At 69.1% G+C, this 13,926-nt stretch carries 11 protein-coding genes; 6 read left to right on the top strand and 5 right to left on the bottom strand.

What is annotated here, in order from left to right; all coding sequences use genetic code 11:
- Positions 1-7: 7 nt before the first annotated feature.
- Positions 8-445: an Rv1352/Rv1906c domain-containing protein gene (locus G6N14_RS17445; protein ID WP_085133852.1), complete on the bottom strand. Its 438-nt coding sequence runs from the start codon at positions 443-445 to the stop codon at positions 8-10.
- Positions 446-487: 42 nt separating this feature from the next.
- Positions 488-1,135 (bottom strand): class I SAM-dependent methyltransferase, encoded by a 648-nt coding sequence (locus G6N14_RS17440; RefSeq protein WP_234808761.1) that lies wholly within the window; start codon positions 1,133-1,135, stop codon positions 488-490.
- Between the two features lie 40 nt (positions 1,136-1,175).
- On the opposite strand from G6N14_RS17440, the gene G6N14_RS17435 reads away from it, so the two are divergent.
- From G6N14_RS17435 to G6N14_RS17420, 4 genes are all read left to right on the top strand, one after another.
- On the top strand, positions 1,176-1,973 hold the full coding sequence (locus G6N14_RS17435) for a rhomboid family intramembrane serine protease (protein WP_085133854.1): 798 nt from the start codon (positions 1,176-1,178) through the stop codon (positions 1,971-1,973).
- A 226-nt stretch (positions 1,974-2,199) separates the two neighbouring features.
- Positions 2,200-4,191, top strand: a complete 1,992-nt coding sequence (locus tag G6N14_RS17430; RefSeq protein ID WP_234808766.1) for an SGNH/GDSL hydrolase family protein — start codon at positions 2,200-2,202, stop codon at positions 4,189-4,191.
- A 140-nt stretch (positions 4,192-4,331) separates the two neighbouring features.
- The gene (gene car, locus G6N14_RS17425; RefSeq protein ID WP_085133856.1) at positions 4,332-7,847 is read left to right on the top strand and encodes a carboxylic acid reductase; all 3,516 of its coding nucleotides are present in this window, start codon (positions 4,332-4,334) and stop codon (positions 7,845-7,847) included.
- Positions 7,848-8,177: 330 nt separating this feature from the next.
- Positions 8,178-8,354 carry a hypothetical protein gene (locus G6N14_RS17420; protein WP_163787214.1) on the top strand — a complete coding sequence of 59 codons (177 nt, stop codon included), beginning with the start codon at positions 8,178-8,180 and terminating at the stop codon, positions 8,352-8,354.
- A 76-nt stretch (positions 8,355-8,430) separates the two neighbouring features.
- Here the strand turns inward: G6N14_RS17420 and G6N14_RS17415 are convergent, their stop codons facing one another.
- From G6N14_RS17415 to G6N14_RS17405, 3 genes are read right to left on the bottom strand one after another with little or no spacing between them, the layout of a single operon-like run.
- Positions 8,431-9,189, bottom strand: a complete 759-nt coding sequence (locus tag G6N14_RS17415; protein ID WP_407663178.1) for a L,D-transpeptidase — start codon at positions 9,187-9,189, stop codon at positions 8,431-8,433.
- A 48-nt stretch (positions 9,190-9,237) separates the two neighbouring features.
- Positions 9,238-9,720, bottom strand: a complete 483-nt coding sequence (locus tag G6N14_RS17410; RefSeq protein ID WP_085133868.1) for a hypothetical protein — start codon at positions 9,718-9,720, stop codon at positions 9,238-9,240.
- Between the two features lie 38 nt (positions 9,721-9,758).
- Complete coding sequence (locus G6N14_RS17405) at positions 9,759-11,867, bottom strand: elongation factor G-like protein EF-G2 (protein ID WP_085133857.1); 2,109 nt, start codon at positions 11,865-11,867, stop codon at positions 9,759-9,761.
- A gap of 220 nt (positions 11,868-12,087) precedes the next feature.
- Here G6N14_RS17405 and G6N14_RS17400 point away from each other — a divergent pair, with 220 nt between their 5' ends.
- Both G6N14_RS17400 and G6N14_RS17395 read left to right on the top strand, forming a co-directional pair.
- Positions 12,088-13,134 carry a S1C family serine protease gene (locus G6N14_RS17400; protein ID WP_085133858.1) on the top strand — a complete coding sequence of 349 codons (1,047 nt, stop codon included), beginning with the start codon at positions 12,088-12,090 and terminating at the stop codon, positions 13,132-13,134.
- A 14-nt stretch (positions 13,135-13,148) separates the two neighbouring features.
- Positions 13,149-13,826 carry a YoaK family protein gene (locus G6N14_RS17395; protein ID WP_085133859.1) on the top strand — a complete coding sequence of 226 codons (678 nt, stop codon included), beginning with the start codon at positions 13,149-13,151 and terminating at the stop codon, positions 13,824-13,826.
- Positions 13,827-13,926 lie beyond the last annotated feature (100 nt).

Below are 13,926 nucleotides of genomic sequence, written 5' to 3'. Positions count from 1 at the left end.
GCGAGCGCTAACCGCCGCTGGAGGCCGGTGGCCGTGCCTGCGGCACGAATCCTTTGAGCACGTCGGGCAGGCTGGCGGGCTGTTGCGGCGCCGGCGCGCAGGTCGGCGGGCACTGGGCCAGCTGCCAGGTCTGGCAGCGATCCGTTCGGAACGCGGTGTCGCTCGGCTCGATCAGCACGACCTGCGGTTTCTTGGTCATGGCGCTGTCGAGGGTCTTCTCGCCGCTGATCCGGCGCCAATAGCAGGCTTGGCCGTCACGCGGCCCGTCCGAACGGTAGGTGCCCGGCGCAATGTCGGTGCCGACGGCGAAGGTGCCGTCGCCGTCGATCACCTGCTTGGGCGCCGGTGGGGGAGCAGGGGTCGGATCAGCCCCGGCGACCCCGGCGGCCGGCCCGCAGGCAGCCAGCGCGATCGCCGCCGCCGCGGCCAGATGGAGCACTCTCATACCTAACGAAGGTACCGCGACCCAATCGCGGGCGGCCGCCGGTTACGGCGAGCGCTTGACCCCGACGGTGATCAGATCCGACACCACCAGCGTCCAAGCGGGGCGCGCCACCCGATGCTGGTCGGTGACGGTGAAGCCGGCATCGGTGAACAGCGTGCTCATCTCGCTGGGGGTCGGCTGTTTCGCCGGGTTCCAGCGAAGGCCCGACAGCCGCTCGAGGGGATCGGGCAGCCGGGGACTCATCGCGGTGACCGCTGCCATCCCGCCCGGCGCCAGTACCCGGTAGAACTCGCGCACGGCGGCCGGCTGATTGAAGAAGTGGAACGCCGAGCTGGTGACCACCGCATCAAGCGACCCGTCATCGAACGGCAACTGTTCTGCGGGACCGGTCAACCACTGCACCCGCGATGAGCGGCTGGAAGCCTCCTTCAGCATGCCCTCGGACATGTCCACTCCATAGACCGCCGCCGGGGACAGTTCGCGTTCGATGCGGTCGGCCAGGATGCCGGTGCCGCAGGCGATGTCGGCCACCCGGTCCGGCCGGTGAGACCGCAGCGCGGCGATCAGCTCGTCCTGCGCGGGACGGTAGACCCAACGCTGCAGGAACCCAGCGTCATAGGCCGGAGCGGCAAAGCTCCAGAACCGGGTGACGGCGTCATTGAATGCTCGGCGCGGAGCGGGAGACGGCACAGCGTGAAATCTACCGTCAGCGCTCTGACAAGGTGTAACCATGACCGTCTGCTACCGGCACCCCGATCGGGCAACCGCGCTGCGCTGCACCAGGTGCGAGCGCCCCATCTGCGGTGAATGCATGCGTGGCGCCGCCGTCGGCCAGCACTGTGTGGATTGCGCGCACGCGGATGGCGGCACGGTGCGCCGGACAAACTCGCTGGTGCGCGCCGTCACCAACACGCCGGTGGCCACCTACGCGCTGATCGCGTTGAGCGTGCTGGCCTTTGTCGGACAGCTGTCGTCGCACCAGTTCGAGTCCGAACTCGTGCTCTGGCCCCCGGCAGTGGCCGAGGGGCAGACCTACCGACTGCTGACCTCGGCGTTCCTGCACTACGGCGCCATGCATCTGCTGCTGAACATGTGGGCGCTCTATGTGGTGGGTCCCGCACTCGAAGGCAGCCTGGGTCGTGCGCGCTACCTAGCGCTGTACCTGCTCAGCGCCCTGGGAGGTTCGGTGACGGTCTACCTGTTGGCGCCGCTGACCTCCGCCACCGCCGGCGCCTCGGGCGCCATCTTCGGGCTGTTCGGCGCCGCGCTGATCGTCGGACGGCGGCTGAATGTCGACGTCGGCTGGATCGGCGCACTGATCGTCATCAACCTGGTCTTCACCTTCACCGTGCCCAGGATCAGCTGGCAGGGGCACGTCGGCGGTCTGATCACCGGGCTGGTGATCGCGTGTGCCTATGCCTACCCCCCGACGGCGAACCGTCCCCGGATCCAGGCGGCGGCCGGTCTTGCGCTGCTGGCGCTGTTCGTCGCGCTGATCTGGTGGCGCACTGCCGAATTGGTCTCCTGATCACGAGCGTGTCATCCGCTGCAGGCCCCCGGTCGCCCCTAAGATTTCGGTGGTCCACCAGCGAGAGGATCGACCAATCGGCGCCCACGGCGACCACCCTGACATGAGTCGACCGGCCGGGAACCGGACTCGCAGGGCCACCTCGACGCGCACCTCGGGCAGATCCCGCTGGGTTGCGCCGGCCCCGCGGGCCGCCCGGTTGGCGACCGCGCGCGCCGCGGACCGGATGCGCCGAGAGCAACGACGACCGGGCATCCACGCTCTGGACGGACTGCGCGCCCTGGCTGTGGCGCTGGTGCTGGCCAACCACGGCGGCATTCCCGGGCTGTCGGGCGGATTTATCGGCGTGGACCTGTTCTTCGTGCTGAGCGGGTTCCTCATCACGTCGCTGCTCATCGACGAACTGGGGCGGACCGGCCGGATCGATCTCGCCGGGTTCTGGATCCGGCGTATCCGCCGGCTGCTGCCGGCGCTGGTGCTCATGGTGCTGACCGTCGCGATAGCCCACGAACTACTGCCACAGCAGGCCGTGGCGGGCCTGCGGGAGGATGCGATCGCCGCCTTCTTCTGGGTGGCGAACTGGCGATTCGTGGCCCAGCACACCGACTACTTCACCGAGGCCGGCACCGCCTCGCCGCTGCAACACACCTGGTCGCTGGGCGTCGAGGAGCAGTACTACTTCCTGTGGCCACTGCTGCTGATCGCGATCGCCGTGGCGTGGGGCGCCCGCGCCCGGCGCCGTGGCGGCTGGGCCACGGTCGGCGGCGTGCGGCTGACTGTTTTCCTGCTTGCCAGCGCGGGTGCGGCGGCCTCGGCGACGCTGGCCGAGGTTCTGGCCTCCCCGGCGTACGGGGACGCCCGCGACCGCGTCTACTTCGGCACAGACACCCGGGCGCAGGCGCTGCTGATCGGCGCCGCCGCGGCGGCCCTGCTGGTGGCGGACTGGCCGGCGCTGACGGCAGGCTGGTCGGTGGTGCGCACCCGGCGCGCGCTGTGGGTTGCCCGGCTGCTGCCGCTGGCCGGGCTGGCGGTGCTGGCGATGGCGGCGCACCGTGCGACCGGCAGTGTCGAGGAGTTCCGCGGCGGCCTGCTCACGCTGGTGGCCGTCGCCGCGATAGCCGTGATCGCCCCGGTGGCGCTGCACCAGAGCGGCCTGGTCGCCCGGGCGCTGGCCTGGTCTCCGCTGGTGTGGCTGGGGGCCATCTCCTACGGCGTGTACCTGTGGCACTGGCCGGTCTTTCTGGTCCTCAACGGTGAGCGCACCGGCTGGTCGGGCTGGGCGCTGTTCGGCGTGCGGTGCGCGGCCACCCTGCTGCTGGCGGCCGTGTCGTGGTGGGTCATCGAGGAGCCGATCCGCCGCTGGCGGCCGGCGCGGGTGTCGCTGCTACCGCTGGGGGCGGCGGTCAGCGGCAGCGCCGTTGCCGTCACGCTGCTGGTGGTGCCCGTCGTCGACAGGCCCCGGGCCGAGAACGGCCTGACGCCGGACGTGGCCGCCGCCGCCGCGGTGTCACCGTCGCCACCGGCACGCCGGCTGCCGCCCCCGCAGGCGGTGCGGCACGATCCCAAACGCCCGCGCACCGTGTCGGTGTTCGGCGATTCGATCGGCTGGACCTTGATGCACTATCTGCCCGAAACTCCCGGCTACCACTTCATCGATCACACCGTCGTCGGGTGCAGCATCGTGCGAGCCGGCCCCTACCGCTGGGCCGGCAAGACCATCGATCAGGGCTCCGAGTGCGACGGGTGGCCGGCGCGCTGGGCGCGGCAGGTCAAGGCCGACCGGCCCGACGTCGTGCTGTTGTTCGTCGGACGCTGGGAGACCGTGGATCGCGTCAATGAGGGCCGGTGGTCGCACATCGGGGCCCCGACTTTCGACGCCTACCTGACCGCCGAGCTGCGCCGCGCCCTGGACGTGCTGGAATCTGCCGGCAGCCGGGTGGTTGTCACTACCGTGCCCTACAGCCGGTATGGCGAGCGGCCCGACGGCGGTCTGTGGCCCGAGGACAAACCCGAGCGTGTCGATCGCTGGAACGCGTTGCTGCGCCGGGAGGTCGCCGGCCGTGAGGCTGTGACGGTGATGGACCTGAACAAGAAGCTGGGACCGACGGGCACCTACACCGCCAAGGTGGACGGCATCAAGGTTCGCAGCGACGGCATCCACCTGACGCCCGAGGGGGTCAAGTGGCTGCTCCCGTGGCTGGAAGAGTCGCTGAGCTAGCTGCCGTGGCGTGAGTGCAACGTCACACCCGCGCCGGGATTATCCATTAACTTAGTTTTGCTAACGTAGTTGTGTGGGTGCGGATCGTGCCCGCGCACGTCATAAAGCAATTTCACGCGATATCCCATTAGAGGTTGACCATGTCCACTGTTATCGAATCCGAGGAGCGCCTCACCCGCCGCGTTGCCGAGTTGGTCGCCACCGACCCGCAGTTCGCCGCCGCCCGACCCGACCCGGCCATCTCCGCCGAGCTCGAACGTCTGCCGCGGTTGGCGCAGGTGATCCAGACCGTCTTCGACGGCTACGCCGAGCGCCCCGCGCTGGGGCAACGCGCCGTCGACTACGTGACCGATCCCGCCACCGGGCGCACCACCGCCGTGCTGCTTCCGCGTTACGACACCATCACCTACGGCGAACTGGGGCAGCGGGTCCGCGCTGCGGCGGCCGCCCTGGCCGCCGGCGCTGTGCGCCCCGGTGACCGGGTCGCGGTGCTGGGCTTCACCAGCGTCGACTACACCGTCATCGATGTGGCGCTGGGCATGATCGGTGCCGTCTCGGTGCCGCTGCAGACGTCGGCGGCCCTCAGCGCTCTGGTGCCCATCGCCGCCGAGACCGAGCCCCGTGTCATCGCCGCCAGTGTCGACTCGCTGGACGACGCGGTCGCGCTGGCCCTGACCGGGCCGGTCCCCACCCGGCTGGTGGTCTTCGACTACCACGAACAGCTCGACGACCACCGCGACGCGCTGGCCGCGGCGCGGGCACGCCTGACGGGGTACGAGGTGGTGGTCGAGCCGCTGGGCGACCTGCTGACCCGCGGCCGCTCTTTGTCGCTGCCCAACGACTTCGGCGGCGAGCCCGACCGGCTGGCCCTGTTGGTCTACACCTCCGGCAGCACCGGAGCCCCCAAGGGCGCGATGTACCCGGAGGGCAATGTGACCCGGATGTGGGTGCGGTCGGCCAAGAACTGGTTCGGCCCGACCGCTGTCTCGATCACCCTGAACTTCATGCCGATGAGCCACATCATGGGGCGCGGCATCCTGTACGGCACCCTGGGCAACGGCGGAACCGCCTACTTCAGCGCGCGCAGCGATCTGTCCACGTTCCTCGAAGACCTCGCGTTGGTGCGGCCGACCGAGCTGAACTTCGTCCCCCGGATCTGGGAGATGCTCTACCAGCACTTCCGCAGTGAAGTCGACGGCATGGGCGCAGCGCGGGCGGACGCCGAAGCGGGGGTCTTGGCGCAGATGAGGGCAGAACTGCTCGGCGGGCGGTGCATCTTCGCGATGACCGGCTCCGCGCCGATCTCCGACGAACTGCGGTCCTGGGTCGATGAGCTGACCGAGCTGCACGTCAGCAACGGCTACGGGTCCACCGAAGCGGGCATGGTGCTCATGGACGGTGCGGTGCGACGTCCCCCGGTTATCGACTACAAACTGGTCGACGTGCCGGATCTGGGCTATTTCGGCAGCGACACCCCGCACCCGCGCGGCGAGCTGCTGCTCAAGACCGAGAACCTGTTCCCCGGCTACTACAAGCGGCCCGACGTGACCGCCGAGGTCTTCGACGCCGACGGCTACTACCGCACCGGCGACGTGGTCGCCGAGATCGCGCCCGACCGGCTGGTCTACGTCGACCGCCGCAACAACGTCCTCAAGCTTGCGCAGGGCGAATTCGTCACCCTGGCGAAGCTGGAGGCCGTGTTCGGCAACAGCCCGCTGGTCAACCAGGTCTACGTCTACGGCAACAGCGCACAGCCCTACCTGCTGGCCGTGGTGGTCCCCACCCCGCAGGCCCAGGCGCGCTTCGACTCCGAGGCCGACCTGAAGGCGGCGATCGGCGAGTCGCTGCAGCAGGTGGCAAGAGACGCCGACTTGCAGTCCTACGAGGTGCCCCGTGACTTCCTCATCGAGACCGAGCCGTTCACGCTCGAGAACGGACTGCTGACCGGGATCCGCAAACTGGCCTGGCCCAAGCTGAAGGCGCATTACGGCCAGCGCCTGGAACGCCGCTACGCGGAACTGGCCGCGGGTCAGGCCGATGAGCTGAGCGACCTGCGCCACCACGGCGCGCAGCGGCCGGTGCTGGAGACGGTCGCGCGGGCCGCTGCGGCGTTGTTGGGAGCCGCCGCCGGCGACCTGGCGCCCGATGTGCACTTCACCGACCTGGGCGGCGACTCACTGTCCGCTCTGACGTTCGGAAATCTGCTGCGGGACATCTTCGACGTCGATGTACCGGTCGGCGTAATCGTCAGTCCGGCAAACGATCTGGCTGCAATAGCCGACTACATCGACGTGCAGCGCAGTGCCGAGCAAGCCGGTGCCAAGCGGCCGACGTTTGCTTCGGTGCACGGTCGTGACGCCGACCATGTGGCCGCAGCCGACCTGACCCTGGACAAATTCGTTGGCGAGGCCACGCTGGCCGCGGCGGCGACGCTGCCCGGACCGTCCGAAGAGGTGCGCACCGTGCTGTTGACCGGTGCGACCGGCTTCCTCGGTCGCTACTTGGCGCTGCAGTGGCTGCAGCGGTTGGCACCGGTGGGCGGCAAGCTGATCTGCCTGGTGCGGGCGAAGTCCGACCGGGAAGCCCGCCGGCGCCTCGACAGCGTCTTCGACAGCGGAGACCGGCAGTTGCTGGCCCGCTACACAGAGCTGGCCGACGGGCATCTGGAGGTTGTCGCCGGGGACAAGGGTGAGGCCAATCTCGGCCTGGAACAAGAGGTTTGGCAGCGCCTGGCAGACACGGTCGATGTCATCATCGACCCGGCCGCCTTGGTCAACCACGTGCTGCCCTACAGCGAACTGTTCGGGCCGAACGCGCTTGGCACCGCAGAGCTCATCCGGCTCGCGCTCACCGGCAAGATCAAGCCGTTCACCTACTTCTCCACCATCGCTGTCGGCGACCAGGTCCCGAATGGCGCGTTCACCGAAGACGCCGACGTGCGCGTGATGAGCCCGGTTCGGGCGATCAACGACGCCTACGCCAACGGGTACGGCACCAGCAAGTGGGCCGGTGAGGTGCTGCTGCGCGAGGCCAACGACCTGTGCGGCCTGCCGGTGGCGGTGTTCCGCTGCGACATGATCCTGGCCGACACCAGCTACGCCGGCCAGCTCAACCTGCCCGACATGTTCAGCCGGATGATGTTCAGCCTGGTGGCCACCGGGGTGGCGCCCGGATCCTTCTACGAGTTGAGTCACGACGGCCACCGGCAGCGCGCCCACTACGACGGCCTGCCGGTGGAGTTCATCGCCGAGGCGTCCACAACCCTGGCCGCGGCGGCAGGCGGGGACTACACCACCTACCACGTGATGAACCCCTACGACGACGGGCTGGGCATGGATGAGTTCGTCGACTGGCTCATCGAGGCCGGCTACCCGATCCGGCGGATCGCCGACTACGGCGACTGGCTGCAGCGGTTCGAGACCACGCTGCGGGCGCTGCCCGAACGCCAGCGCCAGGCGTCACTGCTGCCGCTGCTGCACAACTATCAGAAGCCGCAGCCGCCGATCTGCGGGTCGATTGCGCCGACGGACAGATTCCGGGCTGCGGTCCAGTCCGCCGGAATCGGGCCGGATCCCGAGCATGCCGACATCCCGCACGTGACCCCGGCAGTGATCGTCAAGTACGTCACGGATCTGCAACTGCTCGGCCTGCTGTGAGGGAAACGCGCGAATAGCGTTTACCGCAAAGGGGTTTCGGGTAACCGCCAGGGGCCATCGGTAGAGCGTCCGATGTCGTCGCAGCCCATTTGCGTTTGACGGTCCGGTGTTTCGATGCGACCATGGTGGCAATTGCCCCGACATGCCCGTGTGTCCTGGCCGGAAGGAGGTGAGGGCGAAGTGAGTTCTAGTGACGGTCCACATCCGTATCCGTGTTCGATGACCGATCTGTTCCTCACCGGCTCCGGCTCCTGCGCTGCGGTCTGAATCTCAGTTCCGCCAAACCCTGGCGGTTGGGCCGGCCGGTGACCTTCCCGGCAGGAGAAAATCATGGGTCCCTTTATCACCGGTGTTCTTGCTCTCGACGGCTCGACCGCGCGTTCGGGGGGTAGCCGTCGGCCGAACCGGCTGCGTCGGCACCTGGCCGCTCGCCGCGAGATGGGTCGCGACCAGCGCGCCGAGCGCTACGTCGCACACATGCCCACCGCGGTGCTCGGCGCCTGCTGAGGCCCGAGGCGAGCCGAGCGCAAACGCGACGCAACGGGGCGCTTGCCCACTGCAGTTGCGTCGCGTTTGTGGTCGGCTAGGCCTGGACGATGATCGGGTCGCCGAGACGCACCGTGTTGAAGTACCACGCGGCGTCGTCGGGGCTGAGGTTGATGCAGCCGTGGCTGACGTTGGAGTAACCCTGCGAGCCCACCGACCAGGGAGCGGAATGCACGTATACGCCGCTCCATGTGACCCGAACGGCGTACTCGCCGTTGAGCAGATAGCCCTCGGGGTCATTGAGTGGAATGCCGATGGTTCGTGAATCGAACTTGATGGTGCGCTCTTTCGACAGCGCGGTGAACGAGCCGGTCGGGGTGGGACGCTTCGGCTTGCCCATCGATGCGGCCATGATCCGCTGGACATCGCCGTTGATGCTGACGGTGAAGGTGTGGTCGGAGATGTCGGCGAGCCCCACCACCGCGTCGCCGGTCTCGAAGCCGGTCGACATCCCGTGGGCGTCGACGCTGATCTTGCTGTGCGGCGCCCAATAGCTGTCGGGGACCCACTGCACGACGTCGCTGTCCGTCCACTCGAAATGGCCGACCGGCTTGCCCGGGGTGTCGATCCGGATGCCCCGTTCTGCGGCCGCGCGGTCGCGAACCGGTCCGGCGAACGTCACGATCACCGGGTAGGCCACCCCGACGACCGAGCCGGCGGCAGGTTCGATCGCGGCGACGGCCGGCCCGCTCGCCGGCGACGTCAGAGCGGCCTGGCTGACGCCGGCCGTTGCTGCCCCCAAGGATCCGAACACCAGGCCCACCGACCCGGCAATCGCCACGATTCCCCGCCACACATTGCGCATGGCGTCCATTGTGCCAACTGCGGCGCGGTCAGTGCAGGGTCAGTCGGTATCCGACGCGGTGAGGAGGTTTCCCCAGGCCGCCTCGGTCCCCGTCGAGCCGATGTTGTGGATCGCCAACATCGCCCCGCTGGCCAGCGCGATCACCACGGCCACGACCCCGGCCCGTAGCAGCGGGCCGACTTTGCTGCCGCGGGACAGTGCTACGTGCAGGCCGACGAGCAGCGCGGTGGCGATCGCCAGACCCACGGCCATGTAGAGGCCGTAACCCCCGGCGGCCATGTGCGCGTCCAGCTCGGGCGAGCCGGCGAATTTGCCGGTGTCGGCCAGCCATTCGCCGGCCGTCACCGTCAGCGGAGTCACCAGCAGCGTGATGGCGGAGAAGACCACCAGCAGCCAGACCAGCCGCCGCCTGGCCGCCGGCCACAACGCGCACACGATCAGCAGTACGGCGGTGATCGGCACCAGCGCCACCACCACGTGCAGCAACAGCATGTGCGCGGGCAACCCGGCGATCGTCGACATCGGCATCCTCTCGGTCCGGTGGTCCGGTGGTCCGGCGGTCAGGCGGTGCGGGCGGCGTGGGCCGCCGCCGATTCCGGCAGCGGTTCGTAGCGGGCGAACTCGCGGGTGAACGAACCGGCACCATGCGTCAACGAGCGTAAGTCGACCGCGTACCGGATGAGCTCGATCTGGGGCACTTCGGCCTTCACGCGGCTGCGGCCGGTGCCGGCCGTATCGGTGCCGAGCACTCGGGCGCGGCGGGCGGACAGATCGCCCAGCACCGCGCCCACCAGGTCGTCGGGAATCAGCACGCTGACAGCGTCGAGAGGCTCGAGCAAACGCACCGCGCCGGGCGCGGCGGCGTCGCGCAGGGCGGCGGCGCCGGCCAGCTGGAACGCGACATCGGAGGAGTCGACACTGTGCGCCTTACCGTCGACCAGGGTGACCCGGATGTCGACCACCGGATAGCCACCGGTGTCGGTGGTCAGGCCACGCTCCATCTGCGCGCGGACGCCCTTGGCCACGCTCGGGATGAACTGCCGGGGCACGACACCGCCGACCACACGGTCGACGAATTCGAAGCCGCTGCCCGGCGCCAATGGCTCGACTTCGATATCGCAAATGGCGTATTGGCCGTGACCGCCGGACTGCTTGACGTGCCGGCCATGGCCTTTGGCCGTGGCGCAGAACGTTTCCCGCAGTGCCACCCGCAGCGCAACCGTGTCCACCGATACCGCGTAGCGGTGGGCCAGCGCGTCCAGGACGATGCCCGAGTGCGCTTCGCCCATGCACCACAGCACGATCTGATGGGTCTCCGGATTCCGCTCGATGCGCAGGCTCGCATCCTCGGCGGCCAGCCGGGCCAGTCCCACGGCCAGCTTCTCCTCGTCGGACTTGGTGTGCGGCATGACGGCGACGGGAAGCAGCGGATGCGGCGTCGGCCAGGGTTTGCACACCAGAGGTTCGTCCTTGCCGGACAGGGTGTCGCCGGTCTCGGCATGGCTGAGGCGGCCGACGTTGCAGATGTCCCCGGCGATCGCGACGGTGGCGGGGCGCTGTTGCCTGCCGAACGGAAACGCCAGCGTCCCGATCCGATCGTCTTCGTCGTGATCGGCACGGCCGGCGGCGTCGCCGAAGAATCCGGCGCAATGACCGCTGACGTGAATCCCGCTGTCCTGCTGGATGGTTCCGGAGAACACCCGGACCAGGCTGATCCGCCCGAGGTAGGGATCCGAGGTGGTCCGGACGACTTCGGCCACCAGCGGCCCGTCCGGATCGCAGCTGAGCCCGGAGCGTGCCACGCCGCTAGGCCTGTACACCTCCGGCAGCGGATGCTCCGCAGGCGCGGGGAAGCCGGTCGTGACGACGTTGAGCAGTTCGCCTATGCCGGCGCCGGTGTTGCTGCACACCGGGATGACCGGGAAAAACGAACCACGCGCCACCGCCCGATGCAGGTCGGCGGCCAGTACCGCGGGGTCGATCGGCTCGCCGGCCAGATAACGGTCCAACAGCGACTCGTCCTCGGATGCCTCGATGATCGCCTCGATCAGCGCGCTGCGCTGGTCCTCGGCGCCGGGTACCGGACAGGTGTCGGCGGTCAGCAGCCCGATCAATCCGGAGCCGCCCGCCGGCCCGGGCACATACAGGGGCAGCACCTCGTGACCGAACGCGGTGCGGGCGGCTTGAAGCTGCCCGGGGAAGTCGGCCCGCGGGTGGTCCAGTTTGGTCACCACCACAGCGCGCGGCATGGCGGCCCGGCCGCACTCGCGCCACAGTGCGGCGGCCGTGTCGTCGAGGTGGTCGTTGGCTGCGATCACGAACAGCGCACAGTCGGCGGCCCGCAACCCGGCGCGCAGGTCGCCGAGGAAATCGGCATAACCCGGGGTGTCGATCAGGTTCACCTTGACGCCGTGGTGGGCCAGTGAGGCGCAGGCGACCGCGACCGATCGCTGCTGCCGAAGTTCCGACTCGTCGTAGTCGCAGACCGTGGTGCCCTCGGCAATGCAGCCGGCCCGCGGCAACATCCCGGCGGATACCAGCATTGCCTCCACCAACGTGGTTTTGCCCGAACCGGGCGGACCGACCAGGACGACATTGCGAATGGCGGCCGGAGTGGCCGCAGTCGGGGCGGCGCTCGTACCCCGTGACGTCCCGGTCTTGTCTGCCATGGCAGCCTCCTCCGCAGTTCAGCCTTCCCTCAACGGGCGCTGAGCACAAGGGCTGCGGCCCGGCTGCGTTTGCCGAGCTGATGAGTAGCGTTTGCCAGCCGGATTGGCGGTTCCGGTAAGCTTGGCATTCTTGTTTAGCGAGTACAGCGTGTGCGACATCCCGAAGACGTGCCGGGTCCGAGCTGCCTCGACCACGGCCCAACCGCAGGAGGTATGACGTATGAGCAGAGCGCATCGCCCGGGCCGGTGGCGGCTGCTCAGCGTGATATCTGGCGCAATCGCTACCGCGGGACTGGTCGCCGCGCCGGTTGGGGCCGTACCCAGTTTGCCCGCTTTTCCGCTCGACCCGTCGGCGATGGTTGCGCAGGTCGGTCCCGCAGTGGTGAACATCGACGCTCAGATGGGCTACCAGAGCGCCGTCGGCGCCGGAACGGGCATCGTCTTGGACCCGAGCGGCGTGGTCCTGACCAACAACCACGTCATCGCCGGTGCCACCAGCCTCACGGCGGTCTCGGTGGCCAACGGCCAGGCCTATGACGTCGACGTGCTCGGCTTCGACCGCAGCCACGACGTGGCGGTGGTGCAGCTTCGCGGTGCCGACGGTCTGCCCGCGGCCAACATCGGCAACTCATCGCGGGTCGCCATCGGTGACCCGGTGGTCGCGATGGGCAACGCCGGCGGTCACGGCGGCACCCCCAGCGCGGTACCCGGCCGGGTGATCGGCCTGAACCAGACCGTCTCGGCGGTCGACGAGCTCACCGGTAGCACCGAGACCCTGACCAACATGATCAAGGCGGACACGGCGATTCGGCCCGGCGACTCCGGCGGTCCGATGGTGAACGCCGCCGGCCAGGTGATCGGGATGAACACCGCGGCCTCGGACAACTACAAGTTCGCGCAGCCGGGCGGTGAGGGCTACGCGATTCCGATCGACCAGGCCATGGCCATCGCCAACCAGATCCGGGCAGGTATCCCGTCGGCCACCGTGCACATCGGGGAGACGGCGTTCATGGGTGTCGGGGTGGTCGACAGCAACGGCGGCGCGCGGGTGGCCCAGGTGCTCGACGGCACCCCGGCGGCGGCCACCGGCATCGCCCGCGACGACGTCATCACCTCGGTCGACGGCCAGCCCGTCAACTCGCCCACTGACCTGACCGATGTACTGGACCAGCGTCACCCCGGTGACACCGTCACGCTGACGTGGCGGAATCCGGGCGGCGGGGAGCACACTGCCACCGTCACGCTGGTTCCGGGCCCGGTCGGCTGACGCCATAGGCCCACGTGATCTCTAAGCGTTACAACAGCGAAGCACGGCTGTCCTGGGTGCTGGCCGGCCTGGCCGGGGTACTGGCCGCCACGGCCTTCACCCATTCCGAGGGCTACTTCGTCACCTTCATGACCGGCAACGCCGGGCGGGCGGTGCTCGGGGTTTTCACCGACAGCCAGTGGATGTCGATTTCGGCTGCGGCCCTGTTGGTGTCCTTCATCTCCGGGGTGGTGGTCGCCTCCCTGTGCCATCGCCATGCCTGGCGTAGCCGGCCGCACGGCGCGCTGCGACTGACCGGGGCGTCGCTGCTGGCCGCGACCGTGACCGACTGGATCGAGGGCGGGCCGGCGCTGCCGGTGCCGCTGCTGCCGATCCTGCTGGTGGCGTTCGGGGTGGGCGCGCTGAACACCACGTTCGTCCGAGACGGCGAAGTGTCGATCCCGTTGAGCTACGTGACCGGAACGGTGGTGAAGCTCGGCCAGGGCATCGAGCGCCACATCAGTGGCGGCACGCTGCACGACTGGCTGGGCCATTTCATGCTGCTGTTCGGCTATATGTCCGGGGCGGCAGTCGGTGGCGTCGTCAGCATCTTCGTCGGTGGTACCTGGATGTTGGCCACCGCCACCTGCGTCTGTCTGATGGCAACCTGGTACAGCCACCGCTACGTCGACCGTCGCGGACTCTGGCGCTGACCGCTCGCCCCAGCTAACTGGCGACCGCACACACGCAACGGGACCCGGACCGCTGACACCCGGCGGTAGCCGCTCTCGTGCACGCGCCGCAGGGCTTGCC

Source organism: Mycolicibacter hiberniae, assembly GCF_010729485.1.
Lineage (GTDB): Bacteria > Actinomycetota > Actinomycetes > Mycobacteriales > Mycobacteriaceae > Mycobacterium > Mycobacterium hiberniae.
Note: the sequence above shows the minus strand (reverse complement) of the source record. Positions and strands in the feature narration are given on the sequence as shown.